General features: G+C 42.9%; 21 protein-coding genes and 2 pseudogenes. 21 read left to right on the top strand and 2 right to left on the bottom strand.

Annotated features, from left to right (window positions below; translation table 11 throughout):
* Window positions 1-17: 17 nt before the first annotated feature.
* The 10 genes and pseudogenes from ACHBID_RS08155 to ACHBID_RS08110 form a co-directional block, all read left to right on the top strand.
* Window positions 18-2,063 (top strand): annotated as a pseudogene (locus ACHBID_RS08155) (DUF445 family protein); the annotation flags it as partial.
* Window positions 2,064-2,777: 714 nt separating this feature from the next.
* Window positions 2,778-3,140, top strand: coding sequence for an LPXTG cell wall anchor domain-containing protein (locus tag ACHBID_RS08150; RefSeq protein ID WP_394734393.1), 363 nt, complete (start codon window positions 2,778-2,780; stop codon window positions 3,138-3,140).
* 562 nt (window positions 3,141-3,702) lie between these two features.
* On the top strand, window positions 3,703-4,956 hold the full coding sequence (gene secY2, locus ACHBID_RS08145; protein WP_394732028.1) for an accessory Sec system protein translocase subunit SecY2: 1,254 nt from the start codon (window positions 3,703-3,705) through the stop codon (window positions 4,954-4,956).
* Window positions 4,957-4,966: 10 nt separating this feature from the next.
* On the top strand, window positions 4,967-6,538 hold the full coding sequence (gene asp1 / locus ACHBID_RS08140; RefSeq protein WP_394732030.1) for an accessory Sec system protein Asp1: 1,572 nt from the start codon (window positions 4,967-4,969) through the stop codon (window positions 6,536-6,538).
* Between the two features lie 4 nt (window positions 6,539-6,542).
* Window positions 6,543-8,117 carry an accessory Sec system protein Asp2 gene (asp2, locus tag ACHBID_RS08135; RefSeq protein WP_394732032.1) on the top strand — a complete coding sequence of 525 codons (1,575 nt, stop codon included), beginning with the start codon at window positions 6,543-6,545 and terminating at the stop codon, window positions 8,115-8,117.
* Window positions 8,117-8,659, top strand: coding sequence for an accessory Sec system protein Asp3 (gene asp3 / locus ACHBID_RS08130; protein ID WP_172058948.1), 543 nt, complete (start codon window positions 8,117-8,119; stop codon window positions 8,657-8,659). Before asp2 ends, asp3 begins: the two co-directional genes overlap by 1 nt.
* A 13-nt stretch (window positions 8,660-8,672) precedes the next feature.
* Window positions 8,673-11,051, top strand: a complete 2,379-nt coding sequence (gene secA2, locus ACHBID_RS08125; RefSeq protein WP_394732033.1) for an accessory Sec system translocase SecA2 — start codon at window positions 8,673-8,675, stop codon at window positions 11,049-11,051.
* A gap of 15 nt (window positions 11,052-11,066) precedes the next feature.
* The gene (gene gtfA, locus ACHBID_RS08120; RefSeq protein WP_394732035.1) at window positions 11,067-12,566 is read left to right on the top strand and encodes an accessory Sec system glycosyltransferase GtfA; all 1,500 of its coding nucleotides are present in this window, start codon (window positions 11,067-11,069) and stop codon (window positions 12,564-12,566) included.
* Window position 12,567: 1 nt separating this feature from the next.
* Window positions 12,568-13,893: an accessory Sec system glycosylation chaperone GtfB gene (gene gtfB, locus ACHBID_RS08115; protein ID WP_394732037.1), complete on the top strand. Its 1,326-nt coding sequence runs from the start codon at window positions 12,568-12,570 to the stop codon at window positions 13,891-13,893.
* The gene (locus ACHBID_RS08110) at window positions 13,894-14,061 is read left to right on the top strand and encodes a hypothetical protein (RefSeq protein ID WP_161943337.1); all 168 of its coding nucleotides are present in this window, start codon (window positions 13,894-13,896) and stop codon (window positions 14,059-14,061) included.
* A gap of 174 nt (window positions 14,062-14,235) precedes the next feature.
* Here the strand turns inward: ACHBID_RS08110 and ACHBID_RS08105 are convergent.
* Window positions 14,236-14,400 (bottom strand): annotated as a pseudogene (locus ACHBID_RS08105) (ISL3 family transposase); the annotation flags it as partial.
* A gap of 1,104 nt (window positions 14,401-15,504) precedes the next feature.
* Here ACHBID_RS08105 and ylqF point away from each other — a divergent pair.
* Together ylqF and ACHBID_RS08095 are read left to right on the top strand one after the other, a co-directional pair.
* The gene (gene ylqF / locus ACHBID_RS08100) at window positions 15,505-16,356 is read left to right on the top strand and encodes a ribosome biogenesis GTPase YlqF (protein WP_105160037.1); all 852 of its coding nucleotides are present in this window, start codon (window positions 15,505-15,507) and stop codon (window positions 16,354-16,356) included.
* Window positions 16,343-17,110, top strand: coding sequence for a ribonuclease HII (locus ACHBID_RS08095; RefSeq protein WP_394732040.1), 768 nt, complete (start codon window positions 16,343-16,345; stop codon window positions 17,108-17,110). Before ylqF ends, ACHBID_RS08095 begins: the two co-directional genes overlap by 14 nt.
* Window positions 17,111-17,202: 92 nt before the next feature.
* Here the strand turns inward: ACHBID_RS08095 and ACHBID_RS08090 are convergent, their stop codons facing one another.
* Window positions 17,203-18,069, bottom strand: a complete 867-nt coding sequence (locus ACHBID_RS08090; RefSeq protein WP_105160039.1) for a YitT family protein — start codon at window positions 18,067-18,069, stop codon at window positions 17,203-17,205.
* Window positions 18,070-18,222: 153 nt separating this feature from the next.
* Here ACHBID_RS08090 and tmk point away from each other — a divergent pair, with 153 nt between their 5' ends.
* The 9 genes from tmk (at window position 18,223) to ACHBID_RS08045 (ending at window position 24,839) form a co-directional block, all read left to right on the top strand.
* Window positions 18,223-18,867, top strand: a complete 645-nt coding sequence (tmk, locus tag ACHBID_RS08085) for a dTMP kinase (RefSeq protein WP_105111443.1) — start codon at window positions 18,223-18,225, stop codon at window positions 18,865-18,867.
* The gene (locus ACHBID_RS08080) at window positions 18,857-19,741 is read left to right on the top strand and encodes a DNA polymerase III subunit delta' (protein WP_105111417.1); all 885 of its coding nucleotides are present in this window, start codon (window positions 18,857-18,859) and stop codon (window positions 19,739-19,741) included. The genes tmk and ACHBID_RS08080 overlap by 11 nt, the downstream gene beginning before the upstream one ends.
* A gap of 15 nt (window positions 19,742-19,756) precedes the next feature.
* Window positions 19,757-20,074, top strand: a complete 318-nt coding sequence (gene yabA / locus ACHBID_RS08075) for a DNA replication initiation control protein YabA (RefSeq protein WP_105111418.1) — start codon at window positions 19,757-19,759, stop codon at window positions 20,072-20,074.
* A 1-nt stretch (window position 20,075) separates the two neighbouring features.
* Window positions 20,076-20,939, top strand: coding sequence for a 16S rRNA (cytidine(1402)-2'-O)-methyltransferase (rsmI, locus tag ACHBID_RS08070; RefSeq protein ID WP_105160040.1), 864 nt, complete (start codon window positions 20,076-20,078; stop codon window positions 20,937-20,939).
* 183 nt (window positions 20,940-21,122) lie between these two features.
* Complete coding sequence (serC, locus tag ACHBID_RS08065) at window positions 21,123-22,214, top strand: 3-phosphoserine/phosphohydroxythreonine transaminase (RefSeq protein WP_105160041.1); 1,092 nt, start codon at window positions 21,123-21,125, stop codon at window positions 22,212-22,214.
* Window positions 22,214-22,771 carry a GNAT family N-acetyltransferase gene (locus ACHBID_RS08060; RefSeq protein WP_394732042.1) on the top strand — a complete coding sequence of 186 codons (558 nt, stop codon included), beginning with the start codon at window positions 22,214-22,216 and terminating at the stop codon, window positions 22,769-22,771. The genes serC and ACHBID_RS08060 overlap by 1 nt, the downstream gene beginning before the upstream one ends.
* A 45-nt stretch (window positions 22,772-22,816) precedes the next feature.
* Window positions 22,817-23,995: a phosphoglycerate dehydrogenase gene (locus ACHBID_RS08055; protein ID WP_394732062.1), complete on the top strand. Its 1,179-nt coding sequence runs from the start codon at window positions 22,817-22,819 to the stop codon at window positions 23,993-23,995.
* Complete coding sequence (locus tag ACHBID_RS08050) at window positions 23,992-24,489, top strand: methylated-DNA--[protein]-cysteine S-methyltransferase (protein WP_394732064.1); 498 nt, start codon at window positions 23,992-23,994, stop codon at window positions 24,487-24,489. Before ACHBID_RS08055 ends, ACHBID_RS08050 begins: the two co-directional genes overlap by 4 nt.
* Window positions 24,486-24,839, top strand: coding sequence for an arsenate reductase family protein (locus ACHBID_RS08045; protein WP_394732043.1), 354 nt, complete (start codon window positions 24,486-24,488; stop codon window positions 24,837-24,839). Before ACHBID_RS08050 ends, ACHBID_RS08045 begins: the two co-directional genes overlap by 4 nt.
* Window positions 24,840-24,853: the final 14 nt, after the last annotated feature.

Here is a 24,853-nt window from a genome sequence, read left to right as displayed (position 1 = left end):
AGTCAGTCAGCGAGTCAATCTCTGAATCAGTATCTGAGTCAGTCAGCGAGTCAATCTCTGAATCAGTATCAGAATCCGTATCTGAGTCAGTCAGCGAGTCAATCTCTGAATCAGTATCTGAGTCAGTCAGCGAGTCAATCTCTGAATCAGTATCAGAATCCATTTCAGAGTCTGTAAGTGAGTCCATCTCAGAATCAATTTCTGAATCGGTATCAGAGTCAATCTCTGAGTCAGTAAGCGAATCCGTCTCAGAATCAGTCTCTGAATCAGTATCAGAATCTATTTCAGAATCGGTATCGGAGTCAATTTCTGAGTCAGTAAGCGAATCAACTTCAGAATCAGTATCAGAGTCAGTTTCAGAATCAGTATCTGAGTCAATCTCAGAATCAGTGTCTGAGTCAGTCTCAGAATCGGTGTCTGAGTCAATTTCTGAATCAGTCTCTGAGTCAGTATCAGAATCAGTGTCTGAGTCAATTTCTGAATCAGTATCAGAATCAGTGTCTGAGTCAGTCTCAGAATCGGTGTCTGAGTCAATTTCTGAATCAATTTCTGAATCAGTATCAGAATCAGTAAGCGAATCAGTAAGCGAATCAGTCTCAGAATCTGTATCAGAGTCAATCTCTGAGTCAGTATCAGAATCTGTATCAGAGTCAATCTCTGAGTCAGTATCAGAATCAATTTCTGAATCAGTAAGCGAGTCAGTATCTGAATCAGTATCAGAGTCAATCTCTGAGTCAGTTTCAGAATCAATTTCTGAATCAGTTTCTGAGTCAATCTCTGAGTCCGTTTCTGAATCAATCTCTGAATCAATCAGCGAATCCGTCTCTGAGTCCGTTTCTGAATCAATCTCAGAATCTGTATCTGAGTCAATCTCTGAGTCAGTATCAGAATCTGTATCAGAGTCAATCTCTGAGTCAGTATCAGAATCAATTTCTGAATCAGTAAGCGAGTCAGTATCTGAATCAGTATCAGAGTCAATCTCTGAGTCAGTTTCAGAATCAATTTCTGAATCAGTTTCTGAGTCAATCTCTGAGTCCGTTTCTGAATCAATCTCTGAATCAATCAGCGAATCCGTCTCTGAGTCAATCTCCGAGTCAGTATCAGAATCAATTTCTGAATCTATCTCAGAATCAGTATCAGAATCAATTTCTGAATCAATTTCTGAATCAGTATCAGAGTCAGTATCAGAATCAATTTCTGAATCAGTATCCAAGTCAGTATCTGAATCCGTTTCTGAATCAGTATCAGAGTCAATCTCTGAGTCGGTTTCTGAATCAATCTCAGAGTCCGTTTCTGAATCAATCAGCGAATCCGTCTCTGAGTCAATCTCTGAGTCAGTATCAGAATCAATTTCTGAGTCAGTATCTGAATCTGTTTCTGAGTCAATCTCTGAGTCAGTATCAGAATCAATCTCTGAGTCCGTTTCTGAATCAGTAAGCGAGTCAATCTCTGAGTCAGTTTCAGAATCAATTTCTGAATCTGTTTCTGAGTCAATCTCTGAATCAATCAGCGAATCCGTCTCTGAGTCCGTATCAGAATCAATTTCTGAGTCAGTATCAGAATCAGTATCTGAATCCGTCTCTGAGTCAATCTCCGAGTCCGTTTCAGAGTCCGTTTCTGAATCAGTATCAGAGTCAGTCTCTGAATCAATTTCTGAATCAGTATCAGAGTCAATCTCTGAGTCCGTTTCTGAATCAATTTCTGAGTCAGTATCAGAATCTGTATCTGAATCAGTATCAGAGTCAATCAGCGAATCAGTAAGCGAGTCAGTTTCTGAATCAATTTCTGAATCAGTAAGCGAGTCAGTATCTGAATCAGTATCAGAGTCAATCTCTGAGTCAGTTTCAGAATCAATTTCTGAATCAGTATCAGAGTCCGTATCTGAATCAATTTCTGAATCAGTTTCTGAGTCCGTTTCTGAATCAATCTCAGAATCTGTATCTGAGTCAGTATCTGAATCAGTATCAGAGTCAATCAGCGAATCAGTATCAGAGTCAGTTTCTGAGTCAGTATCAGAATCAATTTCTGAATCAGTATCAGAGTCAGTATCAGAATCAATTTCTGAATCAGTATCAGAGTCAATCTCTGAGTCCGTTTCTGAATCAATCTCAGAATCAGTATCAGAGTCAATCTCTGAGTCAGTATCTGAATCAGTATCAGAGTCAGTTTCTGAGTCAGTATCTGAATCAATTTCTGAATCAGTAAGCGAGTCAGTATCTGAATCAGTATCAGAGTCAATCTCTGAGTCAGTTTCAGAATCAATTTCTGAATCAGTATCAGAGTCCGTATCTGAATCAATTTCTGAATCAGTTTCTGAGTCCGTTTCTGAATCAATCTCAGAATCTGTATCTGAGTCAGTATCTGAATCAGTATCAGAGTCAATCAGCGAATCAGTATCAGAGTCAGTTTCTGAGTCAGTATCAGAATCAATTTCTGAATCAGTATCAGAGTCAGTATCAGAATCAATTTCTGAATCAGTATCAGAGTCAATCTCTGAGTCCGTTTCTGAATCAATCTCAGAATCTGTATCTGAGTCAATCTCTGAGTCAGTATCTGAATCAGTATCAGAGTCAGTTTCTGAGTCAGTATCAGAATCAATTTCTGAATCAGTTTCTGAGTCCGTTTCTGAATCAATCTCAGAATCAGTATCAGAGTCAATCTCTGAGTCAGTATCAGAATCTGTATCTGAATCAGTATCAGAGTCAATCAGCGAATCAGTATCAGAGTCAGTTTCTGAGTCAGTATCAGAATCAATTTCTGAATCAGTTTCTGAGTCAGTGTCTGAATCAGTTTCAGAATCCATTTCCGAGTCAAGTGTAGAAGTTCACTCTAATGGTCCAGGTTTAGTAAATCCACCACTACCTCCAATAGATATCGAATCAGTTTCAGAATCAATATCAGAGTCGGTCTCTGAATCCATTTCTGAATCTGTATCCGAGTCAATCAGTGAATCAGTACCTGAGTCAGTATCTGAATCAGTATCTGAATCAACTCCTTCACAGGATTCACAGCTTCCTCGTAAGTCAGCAGTATTGCCAAGTACAGGTGAGGAGTCGTCATCTTGGGCAGGATTGCTTGGAGCAGGCCTCTTGTTTGGTGCTTTGTACAAACGTCGCAAAAAAGACGAAGAAGAAAAGTAATTAAAGCTAGAAGTCAAAAAGAAAAGTAGCTAGCAAATGCCAGCTACTTTCTTTGTATCAAGTTATGATTTAAATATGGAAAAACCGATAATCAGTTGAATAATAGACAAAGAAACAGTACACTAATAGATAAGTAATAGAACGGCTAGCAGTTTTTATGGAAAAAGCTGGCGCATAAGATTTTTTAGATTCATTTAACCTAAAAATAGTAGCCTCAAAAAAGGAAAAATATGTGCCAACTAGCTATATTTTCCGTAGGAAAATTGAAAATGTATTCATTAAAAAAACTTAGTGTTTTCACAGTCTTTTTATTGACTTAGCCTAGCAATAGTGCTAAAATTGGGAGACTCTTTTGGACATATTTAAAACTAGTAAGACATGAGCAAAAAACGCAGTTAAAAAAATGATTTTTTAACACTTTTCTTGAAACAGCGAATAAGAATGAACAAGTCATACTAGTTGAATCGAAGCTGCCCTTTAACGAGGGCGACTTCGATTTATCATATGTGGGGATAAATAAGGTCTTATCCCTAGATATGATAAGGAATAGGAAGTTTATATTATGAAAAATATATGGAGAAACTATCGTTCTTCTAATCTAGCTAACCGTCTGACCTGGATGATTGGCATCGTATTTGTCTATATGTTGGGGAAATATATCCCAATCGCAACCCTTCCTGTTGCAGGCATTGAAGCGGGTGCATATAAATTAGATAGTGCCTTGGAGAACTTGGCCATGGTAACAGGTGGTCAGTTTTCGACCCTGAATCTATTTTCTCTCGGGCTGAGTCCTTGGATGACAGGGATGATCTTGTGGCGTTTTTTGACGCTCTTTAAGACAATTAAAGGTTTAACTGCCCAACAAAGCCATCGCTACCGCATGTTACTGATGTTTATTGTAGCCTTGATCCAGTCCATTGGGGTTAGTTCCCTATCAGAGTACTATCAGTTTAGTCAGTTTGGTGACTATTCACTCCCAATCGTAAGGGGAATTACAATGGTAGTGATGATTGCCGGTAGTTTTGTCCTCATGTGGTTGGCAAATGTGAATGGCCGTAAGGGCTTAGGAGGCCCATCGGTTATTATTGTCTCCAACATGATTTTAACTTTTATCATTAATATCATCCGGTATTTTTTAGAAAAACGATTGGGAGGCCTCGAATTTTTGTTGACGATTGCGGTGATTGCATTAATCGCTTCTGCCTTGATTTGGATTACAGTTGTCATCTATCGAGCAGAGTATCGGATTCCGATTCGACGGATAATGATTATCAGTGCATTTGCCGAATCCACCTATATCCCAATTCGGGTGACGCCGGCAGGAGGGATGCCTTTCATGTATGCGATGACGCTGATGTCCTTGCCACCAATTCTGATTTCAGCTATGTTGCAGATTTTTCCAGAAAATCCTATATTGAAGGAGCTGGTTGGGAAGGTGAGTATTTCAGAATTACTCGGGATTCTGGTGTATATCTTCTTGCTCTTCATCTTAGCAATTGGTTTTGCCTACTTCAATATAGACCCGACTGAAGTCGCGGAAAATATGCAGAAAAGTGGGGACTATATCGAGAATGTTCGTCCAGGAGAGGCAACTCGGAAGTACATTTCCTTCTATCTAAATCGTTTAACCTTGGTTGGTGCGATCTATACCTGCTTGATGGGAGGTGTGCCCTTGATCCTGGTGTGGAGCCAGCAAGGGCAAATCAGTATCGCACTGTTGATCAACAATATTTATATTGTCACTACCCTTTTGTTGGGCATAGTGGAACAGGTTCGTATTCTTCGTTCATGGAGAGAATACGACGAGATTATTTAAAGGAGTTACTATGTTTTATTTTGTCCCATCCTGGTATCAAGGAAATCGTAAGTGGTATATGGAAGCCCCATTATGGTTTCGTGCCATTGAAAATATGACCTTTGACGATGCAGTGAATCAATTGAAGACCTTCCAGGCTGCGGGCGAAGAAACGATGATGCTCTTGTTGGGGTACCAACCTCATTTGCGCTATTTTTTGCACCGTCAAGATATTCTTTCAACCCCTTACTGGTCCTTCTTTGACGAGATTCAAAATATCCAAAGTAAAAATACCAAGGTGCTCCAGGTAACTGATTTGACTTGGCCACAGGGGGCACGTTTTGTCTATACTCCCTTTGCCTTGTTGGTCAAAATTGGGGATGAACGGATTGCGGAAGTACATTTTGCTGAAAGCGGCAATCTCTTGAAAGTGGAATACTTTAAGGAGAATGAAGTCACCTACCACTACCTGTTCGACGATCGTGGATTTTTATCGAGTATCCTTTATTTTTCAGATGGGAAGCCTAGCCATCAGGATTATCTGAATGAAAAAGGGGTCTGGCAGGTTCGTGAGCACTTGACAAAAGCTTCCAATCTCATTACCATCAACCCACGTGCAGATCAGGAATTCTTCCAGCTGGCTTATGAGAGCTGGGATGATTTGATTTTAGAGAAGTTATTCTTCTTCAAACGTCTGCGTATGACAGAACAAGACTACTTGGTTATTGCAGTCCATGAGCAACACAATCGCCTCTTGTTGGATGCTTTTGAACAACAGAAAAAAGTGTTGTCCTTTAGTGGTGACCGCTACAGTCTCCAAGTGGGCAGTGACTTAAAGCGTCTTGCTCAAGAAGGTGATGTCCTGGTAGTGGATTCGGAGAAAAACAAGCTGGCCCTTGAGTACAGTTTGGCCCAGCTGGGAACCCCTGCTCACCATGTCAGCAAGGTGACGCCGTTTGATACACGTTTGCGTTTAGGACGCAGTCAGACGGTCAAGGAATTGATTATTTACTGGCAGATAGACGGCGCAAGCCGTGAAGACTATTTACAAACCCTGCATGTTTTATTGCAGTTAATGGAAGAAAATCCCTTGATTGAATTGGATATTGTCAGCTATGAACGTGCACGCAATATGAAGGCTTTGGAAAGTGAAATGATTGCTCTTCTGCAGGAAAAATACACACTTGCTCGGTTCATGAAAGTATCGGAAGAGGCTGGTGAAAACCAATTGGAAGAGGATCAAGAGATGACCTTGTCCAGCATTCGCTTCCATACCTTTACCAATGAAAATCAGATTATTCGCCAATTAGATACGACTCGATTGGTATTGGATTTGGGACAGGTTCCGCATCTTTATACTCAGATTGCTAGTATTAGCGCCGGAATCCCACAAGTCAATCACCAAGCTTCAGAGTATGTAACGCATGGGGAAAATGGTTGGATTGTGACGGGAATTAAAGACCTGACAGAAGCAGTCGCTTATTACTTTGATGGTCTGACAAACTGGAATAGGTCCCTTGTTTCAACTGTTCAAAAAATGGGGGACTACACTAGCGGTCGCATTATTGATCAATGGAAAGAATTATTAGAAAATAAAGGCTAACAGAATGAAAATTTTACAGATAGGAAGCCAAGATTGGTCGAAAGGAAAGGAGCTTCCAGAAGACCTGGAATGGCTTTATACGAGTGCAGAAGGCATTGCAGACCTTCTCCAAGACTTAAACGATGCAGCTTTGGCAAAAATTCCTGCTGAAAAATTAGCAGAAATGGGAGAAAATCCCAAGGTACCACTTTACTTTACAGGAATCCTAGTGACTGACTCTTTGTCGGAAAAGCAACTTGAACCTTTGATGAATAACATCGAAGCTTACGCTGTCTTTATGACAGAAAATGTGGAGGTCTTTGATATAGCTCCGACTGGTTTTTACCGCAGAAAGGTGATGTCTTACCTACCTATACAGGGAAGCCAGGAAGAGTTGATCGCTTTTCTCCATATGAACCTTTTTTCAGGACAATATGGGGCTAAGTTAAAGATCCCTGAGATTGATGTTAATCCCAACTTTACAGGTCAAGTTGATTATGAGGGCAATGTCGGTGTTACGTTTACAGGTGATTTCGGGGAGGATTTTCAACCTCTAATGACATTTCGTTATAACTTGGGGACCTTTCCCACGTCTCTTGAAATCTGGTTGGAATACATAAAAAATGGAGACTGTGAACTTCGTCTAGAGTTGGATCTGATCCGTAAGGGATCTTTAGCGGATGTTTTTGAGAAACAGATCTTGAGTGAAGAAGAAATGAAAGAACCTTATGTTCTAGCACGACATCCAGAGGTTGGTTTCTATAGTGTGTCTGTTTCTGCCAGAGGGACAGGATCTATCAAGACTGGTGTACTCCATTGGCGTTATTCGCGTTCTGGACTTGGTCGTTTTATCTTAGGGGGCAAGCGTCATTCGGATGCCAAGCGCCAAGAAATTTTTCATTACTTTAACCCTGGAGATATGAAACCACCTTTGAATGTTTATTTCTCTGGTTTTCGTGGAGCGGAAGGATTTGAAGGTTTCTTCATGATGAAACGCTTGGGAGCTCCCTTTCTACTCATAGCCGATCCACGTTTGGAGGGAGGATGCTTCTATTCTGGAACAGATGAATTAGAAGGTCATTTACAATCTGCGATTCAAGAAGCTTTGGATTATTTGGGATTTGATTCGAACCAACTTATTCTTTCCGGTCTATCAATGGGAGCATTTGGTGGCTTGTACTATGCGTCTCATTTTAATCCCCATGCTGTTATCGTCGGGAAGCCGTTTACAAACTTAGGAGAGACTGTTTCTAATTTGAAGTTGAAGCGTCCCGGCGAGTTTGAAACCAGTGGTGACATGATTCGTAATGTTGTCGGTGGAGCTGATTCTGCCTCAGTTGAAGCCTTTAACCAACGATTCTGGGATAAATTTGGCGAATCAGATTTTCATACGACTCAATTTGCGATTGCGTATATGGAGCAGGATGACTATGATGGCCATGCTATGGAACGCCTGATTGATTATTTGGCGGATAAGGATGTCCATATTTTCTGTAAGGGGTATGAAGGCCGACACAACGACAATAGTCGAGCCATCAACCGTTGGTTTATGGCTCAGTACCATAAGATTCTAAAAAATGATTTTGGAAGGGACATGTAATGGTAGAAGCGTTAGTGCAAAAATTACTCTGGACAGGAGTAACCCCAGGTGTAAACTACCTGTACGGTTCAATGATACAGATACAGAAAGACTCGATTTTTTTTGAGAATCTTCATTTTTCACCAGGTAAACCCATTAAAACATGGCGATCTCGGACTAACTACCAGGCCAATCGTTCCTGTCCAGAACTCCCCTTGCTCTATCCAGGAGTTACCTATCGCCTAGAGCAAAAGGTCACCATCACGCCTGAACAGACCGCCTATTTTCAAATTCAATATTTCAATCGCCAGAATGAGGAAATCCAACGGGATATCCTCAGAAATGGGCAAGAAGAATTTACCTTTCCTAAAGATGCCTTCACCTATCGGATTTCCCTAATGAGTGCAGGTTGTCGGCAGGTGGAATTCTTCCATATTGCGATTTATGGACCTGAAAATAGCGCCAAACCTTTGATAGAAAGAAATCAGGTCAGTAGCTACACATCAGATCAGGAACCTGAGGAACTAAGATTGGTGAGCCGCTTGATTCACCAAAAAGGATAAAGGAATAGCAACCATGCAATACAAGACTTCTTTGCTGAATCAGATTCGGTTGAGAAAGATTAAAAAATTAACCAGACAGATTAATGCTCTGTCCGATACCTATGAAGGGATGACCGATCAAGACTTGGCGAATCAAACAAGTCTCTTTAAGGCGCGCTTGGAAGCAGGAGAGGACCTAGACGATATACTGGTAGAAGCGTTTGCGGTTTGTAGGGAAGCCTGTTACCGTGTCCTAGGTCAATTTCCATATGATGTACAGGTGATGGGGGGAATTGCCCTCCATCAAGGGACCATTGCGGAGATGAAGACTGGTGAGGGAAAAACCCTGACGGCGACAATGCCCCTATACCTCAATGCCTTATCAGGAAAAGGCGCGATTTTGGTCACCACCAATGAGTATCTGGCCAAGCGGGATGCTCTGGAAATGGGGCAGGTCTATGAGTTTCTCGGCCTAACTGTTGGTCTTGGTGTCTATGATGATGACCAAGAAGGAGATGCAGAGACTAAACGAATGGTCTATGGAGCCGATATCACCTATGTAACAGGTGCTGGTCTGGGTTTTGATTACCTGTCTGATAACCTTGCTTCTTCAAAGAGCGAGAAGTTCCTACGTGACTTTAACTATGTTATTGTTGATGAGGCGGATGCGGTCTTGCTAGATAGCGCCCAAACTCCTCTCATCATCTCAGGGACCCCTCGAGTTCAATCCAATATGTACGATATCTGCGATCAGTTTGTACTAACTTTGGGAGAAGAGGAGTTTTACTTTGACCCAGATAAAAAAGAAGTCTATTTGACGAACAAGGGAAATGACTATGCGGAACACTATTTCGCAGAAGAGAGCATTTACAATGCAGACAACTGGGAGCTCAATCGCCATATCAACCTAGCCTTACGGGCCCACTATCTCTACAAGAAAAATTATGATTATGTGGTACAGGATGATGAGGTCAAACTCTTGGACAATCGAACAGGACGCGTGTTAGAAGGCACCCGTCTACAATCTGGTATTCACCAAGCCTTGGAAACCAAGGAAAATGTGAAGAAAACCAAAGAAAGTCGTGCCATGGGCTCAGTTACCTATCAAAGCCTCTTCAACATGTTCCCTAAACTTGCAGGAATGACAGGTACAGGACACCAGGCAGAGGATGAGTTGATTTCGACTTATAAGGTTCCAGTTATCTCCATTCCGACCAATGTGCCGATTCAACGAATCGATTATCCAGATAAAATTTATACCACTCTTCCAGAAAAATTGTATGCAACGATGGAGCTAGTTAAGGAGCTGCATGCCAAGGGACAACCTGTGCTGTTGATTTCTGGAACTGTGGAAATCACCCAAATTTATTCGCAACTGCTCTTGCAAGAAGGCATTGCCCATTCAACATTGACAGCTAATAATGTGGCAAAAGAAGCCTTGATTATCAAAGAGGCTGGTCAGTTGGGGACGGTGACTTGTGCGACTATTATGGCCGGCCGTGGGACTGATATTAAGTTGGGACCAGGTGTGGAACAATTGGGTGGTTTGGCAGTTGTTGGAACCGAGAGGATGGCCAATAGTCGGATGGACTGGCAGTTGCGCGGTCGAGCAGGCCGTCAAGGTGAACCAGGCATGTCTCAGTTCTTTGTCTCCTTGGAAGATGAATTGTTGACCAACTATGGTCCGGAATGGGTCAAAAAATACTTTAAAAAGCATAATCGTGAAGATCGTAGAAATTATGGTCGAGCTTTGACAGGTCGTCGCTTCCATGCGGCTATTCATCAAGCTCAAGAAAAGAGTGAGGATAATGCTGTCAGTGCTCGTCAATCAACTATTCGCTTTGATGAAAGCTTGCGAGTCCAGCGCCAGAAGATTTATGGCTTGCGGGACCGCTTGATTCTCGATGATGCGAACTTGGCGGAAAATGTCCGCCAGATCATGGAAGAAGTGATCGATTCTTATTTGACCGAGAACAAGGAGCGAACACGCCATCAGCTACGCCGCTATATCTTGGACAACTATAGCTATGCTTTCAGGTATTTCCCAAGAGCTTTAGACTTGGACGATGACCAGGACGTTAAGAACTATTTGTTAAAATTGGTGGAAGAAGAAGTGGCTAAAAAAGGGATGCTTTTGCAGTCAGAAGAAGCTTTGTCAGAGTTCTATCGTCTGTCTGTTTTGAAGGCAATTGATGAGTGCTGGGTCGAAGAAGTTGACAGTCTCCAACAATTGAAGGGGGTTGTCACAACACGATCTACAGCCCAGAGGGATGGGATGTCCGAATACTACCAAGAATCCCTGCGTTCCTACAAACAGATGTCTGATTTTGTCAAACAGAAAATCGCTCGAAATGTTATGCTCAGTACCATAGAGCAATCGAAAGATGGAAAACATTCTATTTATTTTGTATAAGAAAAGGAACAGAAGATGACCATTTATAATGTCAACCGTGGAATTGGTTGGGCCAGCAGCGGAGTAGAGTATGCCCAAGCCTATCGGGCCAGCATTTTTAGAAAGATTGGCCAAGATAGTAAATTTATTTTTACAGATATGTTTCAAGGAGAAAACCTGGCTCATTTTACAGCCAATATTGGCTTTGAAGACCAGGAAATTATCTGGCTCTATGGCTTTTTTACCGATGTCAAGATTGCAGCGACAACCTATCCTTTGATGGAGTTTGAAGCCAGTCTAGATTCTGATTTTGTCAAGGTTTCACAGAGCCCCGAATCTGTCAAATACCAGCATAAAGACAAGGACTTGGTCATCTTGGTGTTTACACGGAAAAATCATCCAGACTATGTGCAAAAGGTAGAGTTTCTTTCCAAAGGGAAGCTGATTCGCAAGGACTACTATAGCTATACCAAGATGTTTTCGGAATACTATGCTCCAGTGGATAATGCACCTGTTTTAAATGTGCGGGTATTTTTCAACGAAGATGGTTCTATCGCCTATGAAGAAAACTGTTCTGGTGACCAGAGTATCTTCCGTTTTCCTGATGCTATCCTTTGTACAAAAGAGGAGTTGATTGGTCGCATGTTGGACCGATTGGCTCTGACAAAAGAGGACATTATCTTGATTGATCGTGCTACTGGGACAGGTCAGGCGATTCTGCGCCACCGAGGGGAGGCCCGTGTGGCGGTCGTGATTCATGCAGAGCATTACAATATGAATTCTGTGACGGAAGAAACCATTCTTTGGAATAACTATTACGAATATCAGTTTTCGAATGCGGATAAGATTGATGCCTTTATTACCTCAACCAAGGCGCAAGCGGAAACGCTGGCGGCCCAATTTGAGACCTATACGCCTTTCCGCCCGAAAATTTTTACTTTACCAGTTGGTAGTTTGGATGAATTGCGCCAGCCCGAAGGGGATCGTCGTCCTTTCTCTTTGGTGACCTGTTCGCGACTGGCTAGTGAAAAACACATTGATTGGTTGGTGGATGCGGTGATTCAGGCCCAAAAACACTTGCCAGATCTTCAGTTTGATATTTATGGTGAGGGTGGGCAACGTAGCCGCTTGGAAGCTATGATCAAAGAACACGATGCGTCCTCTTTTATTCGCTTGATGGGGCACCATGATTTAACAGAGGTTTATAAACACTACCAAGCCTACTTGGCAGGTTCGACCTCAGAAGGTTTTGGTTTGACCTTGATGGAAGCCATTGGTTCTGGGCTGCCGATTATTGGCTTGGATGTTCCTTATGGCAACCAAACCTTTGTGCGGGATGGGCAAAATGGTAGCTTGATCAGTCGTTTGGACATTGATGATCCGACTGTCTATGGCCGACTCTTTGCCGAAAAACTGCTGGACCTATTCCAATCAGGTCAGCTGGAAGACTGGCAGGCGGCATCCTATGACCGTGCCAAGGAATTTCTGACGGTCGAATTGGAAAAAGCGTGGTTGCGCTTTATTGAGGAGGTTTAAAATGATTCAATTATATGATAGCTTCCATCAGGCTAGTAAGGATCTGTATTATTCACTGACTCAGGCAGGTTTCCAAGGTCCTGTCGTTGTCATTAATGATGATGGTTTTCTACCAAAAGGTGTGACCTCTGCCTATTCATACTATTGCCAAATGGAGACAGGTCAGGGGTGCTCGCTTTATTTCAACCAACTCCAAGTCCCTCCTTTTTGGGAAATTACAGGGACCAATGGTGAAGGGGAAGTCTGGGATTACAGCCAACGGAAGGCAAAGATTTTTTATGCCGAACCCAAGCACCTCCGTCGCATCAAAAATGTTGACTGGTTTGGACCAAATGAAAAGGTACGTTTTACAGACCACTACAATCGCTTTGGTTGGTTGTTTGCACGAACCTATTTTAATGCCGAGCAGAAGGTGACTAGCCGTATTTATTTCAATCAGGCAAAACAAGAGGTCTTGGTTGAGAATTTCATGACGGGTGACATTCAGTTAAACTGGCAGGGAAAAGTGTATTTCTTTGACAATCGTGTGGAATTGTTCCGCCATTATTTTGCGGAAATGGGCTGGGAATTGTCAGAGATTTGGTACAACTCTTTATCGACTCCTTTTTTCCTCTCCTACAACAGTCCAGAAGCAGGTCAAGATGTCCTATTTTGGCAGGAAGGTATCCAGGAGGACATCCCAGGAAACATGAAGGTCATGTTGAATTCTTCCCACGTTCGTACACAACGTGTATTGGTACAGCAGCGTCAGGTTTATCAGAAGATGATGGATATCTTGCCGGAAGAACAAAAGGCCAAGATTGCTTACCTAGGTTATATCTATCCAAGCTTGCGTGAGAATGCTGGACGAAAGGAAATCCTTATCCTAACCAACTCGGATCAGATTGAGAAATTAGAGGAGCTAACTCAAGCACTACCAGACTTCCACTTCCATATCGGCGCATTGACAGAAATGTCTCAACGATTGATGGCTTTTGAAGCGAAGTCAAATATTACCCTCTATCCAAATATTTCACAGAAACAACTGCAACAGTTGTTCCAAGAATGCGATATCTACCTCGATATCAATCATAGTGGAGAAGTAATGGATGCGGTTCGCAAGGCCTTTGAGCAAAATATGGTGATTTTGGCCTTTGAGCAAACCGTTCATAACCGTGATCTGATTCCAGCTTCCCACCGCTTTGATGCCAGCCAGCCAACTAACATGGTGATGGCCTTGGCAGGCTTTGCTGCATCTTATCCACAGATGGTGGCCTTGCAGCGTGAAGAAACTAGCAATGAATCTGTTACTGGATACCAACAGTTACTTGGGAAGGAGGAGCGCTAAATGACAGAGAAACGTAATCCCTTGTTGGATGAAGCGATTGAGAAACAGATCAAGGAAGCTCGCTATGTTGAGCCTAAGAAAAACAAGCAGAGACGGAATTATTTTTACCTCACCATCATTTTCCTTGTAACGTTGGCAGTTATTTTATCCCTCCTTCGTTACTTATAGAAATTCTTGCCTACAAGCCAATTGAAATCTTGAAAATTGCATGAAAATGTGAGAAAATATGTCAAATAAGAATGTGGGGGAAGAGCCATGCGTGACGATATACTCTTGAATGACCGAGCGGCTGCTCTTGCTGACCAATTGGTCCCGGTTTTAGGGTATTTTGGATGGTTTTTAGAAGTCGTACATGGCCATCTGCCCTTGGCAATGTTGGCATTTGGGAGCAGGGTAATCCAGCTTAGCGATGACCTCTTTGCGGCTCCTGGCATCCACAATCTCCAAAATAATGATATTAGGGTCTTTAATTCCGAGTAGTTGTGTGATAAAATTGAATTGTTCCATATGAGTCTCTCTAAATGATAGTTTTTTCGCTTTTCATTATAGGTCATATGGGGCTTTTTTCTACACTCTAAAAGGCTCCATAATCTCTACAGTGGATTTACCCACTACAGTCTCATAGAGCCTGTTTGTCTTTTTCTGTGTACGACGGGCATGTCGTACATCTGAGGTGGAAGTCCTCCGTTGGCACCCGCTACAGGTGAACCCAATAGCGACTCCCAAGCCTGACTATCGTGAGGTAGCGGATTAAAACGGTCTGGGGAGAGACCGTTTTAATTCTGACGCTAGAAACCAAGATCGTCAGAGGAAGGGATAGCGAAATTGTGGAACTACGAACAGAAACGTGATACGAAGGCGTATATAGCGTACAAGGTGGCTCAGAAAACTAAAATACAAAAAGGTAGTCGTAACCTAAATGCGTAATTCACGAGTGTAATTGAACTCGGACTAAGGTCCTCATATCTTGTGTAAACGAGGAAAAATGTACGACTTATCCCGTGAGGTCTCATGGTCGTCAATAAGATGTAGTAACAACGAATCATGAGAAGTACCCTCGCCTATTGTTGTTATCAACTTATTCTTCGTTGAACAATCTTTATTTAATCACTTCTATGTAACTTTTTTCATCAGAAAAAGACTTATTGTTATTTTTTTGTCTAAATTTCACTGCAATTGTGGCATACTATTTTTGAGTTAAGAAAGTGGATCAATTTATGAATTCAAAAAATAGTAAGTATCGGATATGAATTTTGGTATCGAAAGTGGCTGGGGTAATAAGAAAACCATTTTAAAAATTTGGTATGGGTTGTCTATACACACTTTGAACAGATGGCTACGTGAAATGAAGAAGAGTAAAAAATTTCGAGATGCAGTTATTAATCCATCACATAAAACAATTTTTTGTTCAAATTGACCGATTTGAAGAATTTCTGAGATATAAGGACAAAAAGAAAATAAAACAATGAAGACGAAAATAAAAAAAAATGGTAGAATAGATGAGTTAGCTATCTATATTAAAAAGCTTGATTTTGCCCAATAACTGCCCATTTCTTATAAATAATATCAAGTTAGGCTCACAAAAGCCCAAAGTAAAGGAGTTTTAATCCCATGGCAATTATTCAATGGTTTCCGGGGCACATGTCCAAGGCGCGCCGTCAGGTTCAGGAAAATATTAAGCACGTGGATTTCGTGACCATTTTGGTCGATGCCCGCTTGCCCCTATCCAGCCAAAACCCCATGCTGACCAAGATTGTCGGAGACAAGCCCAAGCTCATGATTCTCAACAAGGTTGATTTGGCAGACCCTGTCCGTACAAAAGAATGGCAGAGCTACTTTGAAGGTCAGGGAATTCGTGCCCTTGCCATCAACTCAAAAGAGCAAGCGACGGTGAAAAAGGTGACCGACGCAGCCAAAAGCTTGATGAAAGAGAAGATTGAACGCCTCCGCGAGAGAGGTATTCAAAAAGAAACCTTGCGGACCATGATTATCGGTATTCCAAATGCAGGAAAATCTACCCTCATGAACCGTCTGGCAGGGAAGAAAATCGCCGTTGTCGGTAACAAACCAGGTGTGACCAAAGGCCAACAGTGGCTCAAGTCCAACAAGGACCTTGAAATCCTAGATACACCAGGTATTCTCTGGCCTAAGTTTGAAGACCAGGAAGTCGGTCTCAAGTTGGCTCTGACTGGTGCCATTAAGGATCAGCTCTTGCCCATGGATGAGGTGACTATTTTTGGTTTGGACTACTTCAAAGCCAACTACCCAGAACGTCTACAAGAGCGGTTCAAGGGCATGGATTTGGAGCAGGAAACGCCTGAACTCATCATGGACTGGACAAAAAAATTAGGCTTCCGTGATGATTATGACCGTTTTTACAATCTCTTTGTCAAGGACGTTCGGGACGGGCGTTTAGGCACTTATACATTAGACAAGGTGAGTGACTTAGATGGCAACGATTAAGGAAGTGACTGCTCTGCTGGCCCAGGTGGACAGTCTAGACAGCCCTGTCTGGGCGGACTTAGCTCAGGATGAGCGAGCAGGGGTCCAGGCTGCCATCAAGAAACGCCGTAAGGAGTTGGAAAAAGAAGCAGCAGAAGATGCCCGCTTAGAAGCTATGCTATGTTACGAAAGAGCCCTTTATGAAAATGGGGTGGAGTTCATTGCTGGTATCGACGAGGTCGGGCGTGGCCCTCTAGCAGGTCCCGTGGTGGCAGCAGCTGTTATCTTGCCCAAGGGCTGCAAAATTCGTCACCTCAACGATTCCAAGAAAATCCCCAAAGCCAAGCACCAGGCCATATATGAGGAGGTTATGGAGCGGGCAGTAGCTGTGGGAATTGGTGTGATGGATAATCACATCATCGACCAAGTCAATATCTACGAGGCGACTAAATTAGCCATGTTGGAGTCCTTGGGAAAGCTGGACCAGCAACCGCAGCACCTTTTGATTGACGCCATGACATTAGACACTACCATCCAGCAGACTTCCATCATCAAGGGTGATGCCAACAGTTTGTCCATCGCAGCAGCTTCTATTGTTGCCAAGGTGACGCGGGACCAGATGGTGGCAGACTACGACCGTCAATTTCCGGGTTATGGCTTTGCCCAAAATGCTGGCTATGGTACTGCAGAGCATTTACAAGGCCTAGCAAAACATGGTGTGACACCCATTCACCGTCGGACATTTGAGCCTATCAAGTCTATGATATTGAAGTAGAATAGCTTGGAAAACAAGATAAAAAAGATAAAAAAGTCCTTACAAGTTTCAACAAGGACTTTTTATATGGACCGAGTATAGGAGGCCAGGGTTCAATGTTTTTCAAGCGGTTGTTTATTCTTGTCCAGTGTAAAACCTTCCCCTAAGACCTCGTGGGCGTCGGTAATGGTGATGAAGGCATGAGGGTCGATGCGGTGAATCAGTTCCTTGGTTTCCTGGAGTTGGCTCTTATAAATGACCGAATAAACCATATTTACTGGTGTTTTACTGTAAAATCCTTCGGCCTTGATAAAGGTAACACCGCGCTCTATCTCTGCATCAATAGCAGTAGCAATTTCCTGCGATTTCTGGGAAATAATCATCAGGCCCTTGCTGCCATAGCCACCATCTGAAATGAAATCAATGACACGAGTAGCAATGGCCACCATCATCAGGGTATAGAGGACCAGTCTCAAGTCTTTAAAAACAAGGACGATAAAGGTCAGGATGATCATATCGACAGCTAAAATGATTTGACCGATTGAATAGGGCAGATACTTATGACCGATACGGGCGATAATATCACTACCGCCAGTAGTTCCCCCAGCTTTAAAAATCAAACCCAGTCCAATTCCCATCAAAATTCCGCTAAAGGTGCTGACCAAAAATAAGTCATGTTCCAGATTGATAGCCAAGGGGAATTTTTCAAAAATTGCCAGCCAAAGCGTAACGCTAAAGGTTCCCAGAATACTTAAATAAAGAACTTTTTTGCCTAGCAATTTCCAGCCGATGACGAATAGCGGAATATTAACGAGAATGTTCATCAACCAGGGCTGGATGTTGAACAAGTAGTAGAGAATGAGTGTCAGTCCAGTCACTCCGCCTTCAAATAGGTGATTGGGCATGACCAGATAGTTCAAAGAAAAGGCAAACAAGGCACTGCCAATCATGATGGTCAAAATATTTCGAATACGTAGCATAGTCTCTCCTTAGGCACGACAAGATTTTCAGCTATGTGAGTTTATATATACTAATATTGTACGTCATTTATTATTGAAATACAAGTCAATTTGTAAGTGCTTTTTCTGCTGAAATTTGTTACAATAATGAGAACAATGAAAAAGGTGGTAATCATGGAAAAAGGTCATTTTATTACATTTGAGGGACCAGATGGGGCTGGAAAGACAACGGTCTTGCAAGAGCTCTTGCCTAAATTACAGGTACTTGGTCTGGAAGTGATTACTACTAGAGAACCGGGTGGAGTTGCCATCGCAGAAGACATCCGGAAAATCATTCTTGATCCGGCCAATACAGCCATGGATCATAAAACGGAACTCCTGCTGTTCATTGCTGCTAGGAGACAGCATTTGATTGAGAAAGTCTTGCCACCACTCCAAGAAGGGAAGATGGTCATTATTGACCGCTTTATTGACTCTTCAGTGGCCTATCAGGGACATGGTCGTGGTCTAGATATTGCCGATATTGACTGGCTCAATCACTATGCGACGGATGGGGTCAAGCCCGATTTGACCCTCTATTTCGACATAGATGCCGAAGAAGGGCTGGCAAGAATCGCCCGCAATGCTGAACGCGATGTGGACCGGTTGGATATGGAAAAAGCGGACATGCACAGAAGAGTCCGACAAGGCTATTTGGCCATTTTGGAAAAAGAACCAGAGCGGTTTGTCAAAATTGATGCCAGCCAGCCCCTAGAGGCTGTTGTCCAGGACGCGCTCGGTATCATCCAAGAGCGACTATTGAAAGCAAATGAATTATAAGAATTTAAGCAACTTGCAGCCGAAACTGATTGAAGATTTCGTGCATATTTTACAAGGGAGCCATCTGGCACACGCCTATCTGTTTTCTGGTGATTTTGGGAATTTTGAAATGGCTCTGTTTTTAGCCAAGGCTATTTTCTGTACGGAAAAGACAGACTCCCTTCCCTGCGAAATGTGTCGGACCTGCCGTTTGATTGAGAGCCAGGAATTTTCGGACGTGACCATATTATCACCCCAGGGCAATACCATAAAGACGGATGCGGTCCGCGAAATCGTGAAGAATTTTTCTCAATCTGGTTTTGAATCATCGAAGCAGGTCTTTATTATCAAGGATGCGGAGAAGATGCACGTCAATGCAGCCAATTCGCTCTTGAAGGTCATAGAAGAACCCCAGTCAGAAATCTATATTTTTCTGTTGACCAATCAATTGGAAGCAGTGTTGCCAACCATCAAAAGTCGGACACAGATTGTCCAATTTCCCAAGAATCTGGCGCTTTTGGAACGCAGCTTAGAAGAATCTGGTTTGCTAAAGACCCAGGCTAGTTTATTGGCTCAGCTGGTTTCCAGTCAAGATGAAGCTCAAAAGCTAGCTAAAAACAAGTCCTTTTTGGAGGCCTTGGTCCAGGCGAGAAAGTTCATTGACCTCCTGCAGGAGCAGCCTAATCTGGCTTATTTACAGGCAGGAACCCTGGTGGGGCTTGTGCCTGAAAAAGTGGAGCAGGGGCAATTGCTGGATTTACTGACTATCCTTTTGGCGGAGAATCTGGACAAAGCGGATGCGCGTGATAGGCTGGATACATTGCTGACGGTGAAGAAAATGTGGCAGTCTAATGTTAGTCTGCAAAATTGTCTAGAATACCTCACTCTTAGTTAGAATAGAAAGTATAAGATGGATAAAAAAGATATTTTTCATGCCTTGGATGGGTTCTCGCAGAATTTATTTGAGACTCTTGCTGAGGTAGAATCAATTAAGAAAAATCTCCAGGCTGTGATTGATGAGAATACAGCTTTGCGATTGGAAAATGCCAAGATTCGTGAACGTTTGAAGAAAGAGATTGCTACTGAAAATAGGGCGACGCATTCAAGTCTAGGCAATCTGGAGGCTATTTATTTGGATGGTTTCCATATTTGCAATGACTTCTACGGTCAACGTCGGGACAATGATGAACCATGTATGTTCTGTGATGTCATATTGAATCGAGAGTAAGATGAAACTACAAAAATCATTTAAGGGACAAACAGCTTACGGCAGTCTTTACCTGGTACCGACACCGATTGGTAACCTGCAAGATATGACCTTGCGGGCTATTGACACGCTGAAAAATGTTGATCTGATTGCAGCTGAGGACACGCGCAATACAGGACTTCTCCTAAAGCAGTTCGAAATTGAAACCAAGCAGACTTCCTTTCACGAGTATAATGCCCATGAAAAAATTCCTGGGCTGATAAATTTGCTTAAATCAGGTCAATCCTTGGCCCAGGTTTCGGATGCAGGCCTACCGTCTATTTCAGACCCGGGTCATGATTTGGTTAAGGCTGCCATTGCGGAGGATATTCCAGTCATTGCCCTGCCTGGTGCCTCGGCTGGGATCACAGCTTTAATTGGATCAGGAATAGCTCCACAGCCTCATATTTTTTATGGCTTCTTACCGCGAAAATCAGGTCAGCAAAAGGAATTTTTCCAGCAAAAGCTACAGTATCCAGAAACACAGATTTTCTACGAATCTCCCTATCGTGTAGCTGATACCTTGGAAAATATGCTCGCTGTCTACGGAGATCGTCAGGTGACGGTCGTTCGTGAATTGACCAAGCTTTACGAAGAATACCAACGTGGGACCATTTCAGAATTATTGGATTTTCTAGCAGATAAACCCCTCAAAGGCGAATGCTTGATTATTGTAGCTGGAGCTAGCGATGAGGAAATTCCTTCCGTAGACCAGGTCGATTTGGTAGCGGAAGTCGAGGCAGAAATCGCAGTAGGTCGCAAACCAAATCAAGCTATTAAAGAAGTTGCCAAACGCTATCAACTAAAAAAACAAGAAGTATATGACCTCTATCATGGACTGGCTTAGGCTGGTCTTTTTATAATATAATTTTAGAAAAATGTATAAAAACAAGTTTATTTCAGAATAATATATGAAATTTTTCGAAAAATTTGCTGATAAACCGAATATTTAGTCACTAAAAATGGAAAATAATGGTGAAATTTCATTTTCATGTGGTATAATAGGCTCATCTTAATTTGGAGGGTTTTTATGACAATCTACAACTTTTCTGCAGGTCCTGCAGTCTTGCCAAAACCAGTGCTGGAAAAGGCACAAGCTGAATTTTTGGATTACAATGGTTCGGGAATGAGTGTGTTGGAGATGTCCCATCGCTCCAAGGATTTCGACGATATTATTAAAGGTGCTGAGGCGACCCTGCGCGAGCTGATGGCTATTCCAGATAACTATAAGGTTATGTTCTTGCAGGGTGGTGCATCCCTTGAATTTACCATGATTCCGCTCAATTTTGCCAAGGGCAAGAAAGCCTACTATTTGGCTGGTGGTTCATGGGGGAAGAAAGCCTATACTGAGGCTGTCAAGCTGTCTAAAACTATTGACTTTGAGCCAATTTTGCTGGGTTCTTCTGAGGAAATTACCTATGCAGAATTGCCTATATTTGACAAAAATGACATCGACCCAAATGCAGCCTATGTGCATTTGACTACCAACAATACAATTGAAGGAACTGCAGTTTATGATATTCCAGATACCAATGGTGTACCTGTGATTGGTGACATGTCGTCAAACATCTTGGCAGCTCGCTATAATGTGGAAGATTTTGCCATGATTTATGCAGGTGCTCAGAAAAATATAGGCCCTGCAGGTGTGACAGTGGTTATCGTCCGTGAAGATTTCCTCAACGACGAGCCAGTACTTTCAAGCATGCTGGACTACCGTATCCAAGCAGACAATGAGTCACTTTACAATACACCGCCAGCTTACTCTATCTACATTTCAAAACTTGTCTTTGAATGGGTCAAAGAAATCGGTGGCGTTGATGAAATGGAAAAAATCAACCGCGAAAAAGCTGCTCTGCTCTACGATTATATTGACCAGTCTGCTTTCTATACCAACCCTGTTCGCATCAAGGAACAGCGCTCAGTGGCCAACATTCCATTTGTATCACCAAGCGAAGAATTGGATGCTAAGTTTGTCAAAGAAGCAACGGCAGCTGGCTTTAAGAACATCAAGGGTCACCGTTCCGTTGGCGGCATGCGTGCTTCCTTGTATAATGCCTTCCCACGTCAAGGCGTTTTAGACTTGATTGACTTCATGAAGAAATTTGCTGCGGAGAATGCCTAATGGAAATCCGTCTGGCACATCCCAATGAAGTCGGGGCTATCGAAGCAATCTTTCAAGAGGCACGAGCTTACTTAGCGGCCTCTGGCATTGACCAATGGCAGGGAGAGTATCCAAGCGCGAGTGAGGCAATCGAGGATATCTTGTCTGGTATGGGTTATGTGGGCTTGGTAGATGGCAAGATTGTGGCTTATGCGGCGGTTCATCGTGGTCAGGAAGAGGCCTATGAGGCGATCTATGACGGCAAATGGCAGCACAATAATCCAGTCTATACGACCTTTCATCGTGTGGCAGTGTCAGCCAGTGTTCGTGGTCAAAAGTTTTGTCAGACTTTCTTGCAGGGCTTGATTGAAGGCCAGAAGGGACCAGACTTCCGTTGTGATACCCACGAGCAAAATAAGGCTATGCAACATATCTTGCTGAAGTTGGGCTATGTCTATTGTGGCAAGGTTCCCATTGACGGGGAACGCCTGGCCTATCAAAAAATCAAACACAAGAGCGAACGCAGTCTATATCAAGAGGTGAATGAAGATGACCGTTGGCTCCTAAACTCAAATTAAAAAATGAAAGTAGGGCGGAAGCTAATCCGCCTTTTTGGTAAAAAAATGGTATTTAGCGTTAGAACTTTTAATAATATCAACCAGGTTGGTCTCAAGGAATTGGGCAATCGTTTCCAGATAGATGGGGATCAGGCAGGCAATCCTGATGCCTTTATCATCCGTTCTGAAAACCTGCATGGCTTTGATTTTCCAGAAAATCTCAAGGCTATTGCCCGTGCTGGTGCTGGTACAAACAATATTCCAATTGATGCGGCAACTGAAAAAGGGATTGTGGTCTTCAATACCCCAGGCGCCAATGCCAATGCGGTAAAAGAAGCGGTTATCGCCTCTATTCTCCTGTCTGCTCGTGATTATATTGGTGCGACTGCCTGGACCAATACCCTGTCTGGCGACGATGTGCCAAAGCAGGTCGAGGCAGGTAAAAAGCAGTTTGCTGGGACAGAGATTTCTGGCAAGACACTCGGTGTCATCGGTCTGGGTGCTATCGGTGCTCGTATTGCAAATGATGCTCGTCGTCTAGGTATGAATGTCCTTGGTTACGACCCGTATGTGTCTGTTGAGACAGCCTGGACCATTTCTAGCCACGTCAAGCGCGTGGATGATTTGAAGGAAATCTTTACCCAGTCAGACTACATCACCGTTCATGTGCCATTGACTGACAAGACTCGTGAGCTCTTCAATGCAGACAGCTTTGCTCTCATGAAAAAAGGGGTTACCTTGGTCAATTTTGCCCGTGGTGAATTGGTCAACAACGCTGATTTGTTTGAGGCGATTGATGCAGGTGTTGTTAAAAACTATGTGACGGACTTTGGTACAGAAGAGGTCCTCAACAAACCGCACATTACAGTCTTTCCGCACGTTGGTGGATCGACCGAGGAGGCGGAGCTCAACTGTGCCATTGCGGCTGGTCAGACCATTCGTCAATTTATGGAGACGGGTGAGATTATCAACTCTGTCAACTTCCCGAATGTTAAGCAATTCCTCGATGCACCGTATCGCATTACCTTGATCAACAAAAATGTGCCAAATATCGTGGCGACGATCACGACAGCTGTGTCTGAGCTAGGGATTAACATCGACAATATCATCAACCGTTCTAAGGGTGACTATGCCTATACCTTGCTGGATTTAGACGAGGCAGATAAGTCTAAAATTGACAGCCTGGTGGCTAAGTTTGAAGACCTGGATGCTATTATCAAGGTTCGTGTCATTAAACATAAATAATGCTATACAAACAAATCTACACTAGTCCCCTAGGCCCCATTTCTTTGATTGCGAGTGACCAGGGCTTGGTAGGGGCTTGGTTTCATTGTCAGAAGTATTTTGAGAGGGGAGTGGCAGAGGAAATTTCTCTCACTCCTCATCCTCATTTGGACCATGCAGCACGCTTGTTGGCAAATTATTTTGCTGGAAAATTCCCTGACTTTAGCCAATTACCACTGGATTTACGAGGGACGGATTTTCAAATGAAGGTCTGGAGAATTTTACAAGAAATTCCTGTAGGTCAGACGACAAGCTACGGTCAGATTGCCAAGGCCTTGGACATCCAATCAGGTCAGGCAATCGGCGGAGCAGTGGGAAGAAATCCCTTGTCTATCATCATTCCCTGTCACCGTGTTCTGTCAAGTGACATGAAGTTGACTGGCTATGCTGGGGGCTTGGATAGAAAAATTTGGCTCCTGCAACATGAAAATCCGTATTTTGAGGTGAGGAAATGATTTTATTTTACGAATATCCAAAATGTTCAACCTGTCGGGCAGCTAAGGCTGAACTAAAAAAACTGGGTCTAGAATTTGAAGCTATCGACATCAAGGCAACACCGCCCAAGGCTGCTCAATTGAAAGAGTGGATGGATGCGACTGGATTGGAGTTGAAAAAGTATTTCAATACATCGGGCAACAGCTATCGCGAATTGGGTTTGAAAGACAGGTTTGCAGACTTGACGGTTGATGAGGCCTTGGATTTGTTGGCCAATGATGGTATGTTGATTAAGCGCCCCTTGCTCATTCAGGATGGGAAAATTCTTCAGATTGGTTACAAGACACCATACGAAAATCTCGGTTTCTAGGCCGAGATTTTTTC

Source organism: Streptococcus sp. A25 (assembly GCF_043674095.1).
Classification (GTDB): Bacteria; Bacillota; Bacilli; order Lactobacillales; family Streptococcaceae; genus Streptococcus; species Streptococcus suis_V.
The sequence above is the reverse complement of the archived record's forward strand: the minus strand, read 5'-3'. Positions and strand labels throughout refer to the sequence as shown.

Coding starts and splice junctions, on each gene's coding strand:
- secY2 (WP_394732028.1), top strand. CDS start 3,703: ATGAAAAATATATGGAGAAACTATCGTTCTTCTAATCTAGCTAACCGT.
- asp1 (WP_394732030.1), top strand. CDS start 4,967: ATGTTTTATTTTGTCCCATCCTGGTATCAAGGAAATCGTAAGTGGTAT.
- asp2 (WP_394732032.1), top strand. CDS start 6,543: ATGAAAATTTTACAGATAGGAAGCCAAGATTGGTCGAAAGGAAAGGAG.
- asp3 (WP_172058948.1), top strand. CDS start 8,117: ATGGTAGAAGCGTTAGTGCAAAAATTACTCTGGACAGGAGTAACCCCA.
- secA2 (WP_394732033.1), top strand. CDS start 8,673: ATGCAATACAAGACTTCTTTGCTGAATCAGATTCGGTTGAGAAAGATT.
- gtfA (WP_394732035.1), top strand. CDS start 11,067: ATGACCATTTATAATGTCAACCGTGGAATTGGTTGGGCCAGCAGCGGA.
- gtfB (WP_394732037.1), top strand. CDS start 12,568: ATGATTCAATTATATGATAGCTTCCATCAGGCTAGTAAGGATCTGTAT.
- ACHBID_RS08110 (WP_161943337.1), top strand. CDS start 13,894: ATGACAGAGAAACGTAATCCCTTGTTGGATGAAGCGATTGAGAAACAG.
- ylqF (WP_105160037.1), top strand. CDS start 15,505: ATGGCAATTATTCAATGGTTTCCGGGGCACATGTCCAAGGCGCGCCGT.
- ACHBID_RS08095 (WP_394732040.1), top strand. CDS start 16,343: ATGGCAACGATTAAGGAAGTGACTGCTCTGCTGGCCCAGGTGGACAGT.
- ACHBID_RS08090 (WP_105160039.1), bottom strand. CDS start 18,069: ATGCTACGTATTCGAAATATTTTGACCATCATGATTGGCAGTGCCTTG.
- tmk (WP_105111443.1), top strand. CDS start 18,223: ATGGAAAAAGGTCATTTTATTACATTTGAGGGACCAGATGGGGCTGGA.
- ACHBID_RS08080 (WP_105111417.1), top strand. CDS start 18,857: ATGAATTATAAGAATTTAAGCAACTTGCAGCCGAAACTGATTGAAGAT.
- yabA (WP_105111418.1), top strand. CDS start 19,757: ATGGATAAAAAAGATATTTTTCATGCCTTGGATGGGTTCTCGCAGAAT.
- rsmI (WP_105160040.1), top strand. CDS start 20,076: ATGAAACTACAAAAATCATTTAAGGGACAAACAGCTTACGGCAGTCTT.
- serC (WP_105160041.1), top strand. CDS start 21,123: ATGACAATCTACAACTTTTCTGCAGGTCCTGCAGTCTTGCCAAAACCA.
- ACHBID_RS08060 (WP_394732042.1), top strand. CDS start 22,214: ATGGAAATCCGTCTGGCACATCCCAATGAAGTCGGGGCTATCGAAGCA.
- ACHBID_RS08055 (WP_394732062.1), top strand. CDS start 22,817: ATGGTATTTAGCGTTAGAACTTTTAATAATATCAACCAGGTTGGTCTC.
- ACHBID_RS08045 (WP_394732043.1), top strand. CDS start 24,486: ATGATTTTATTTTACGAATATCCAAAATGTTCAACCTGTCGGGCAGCT.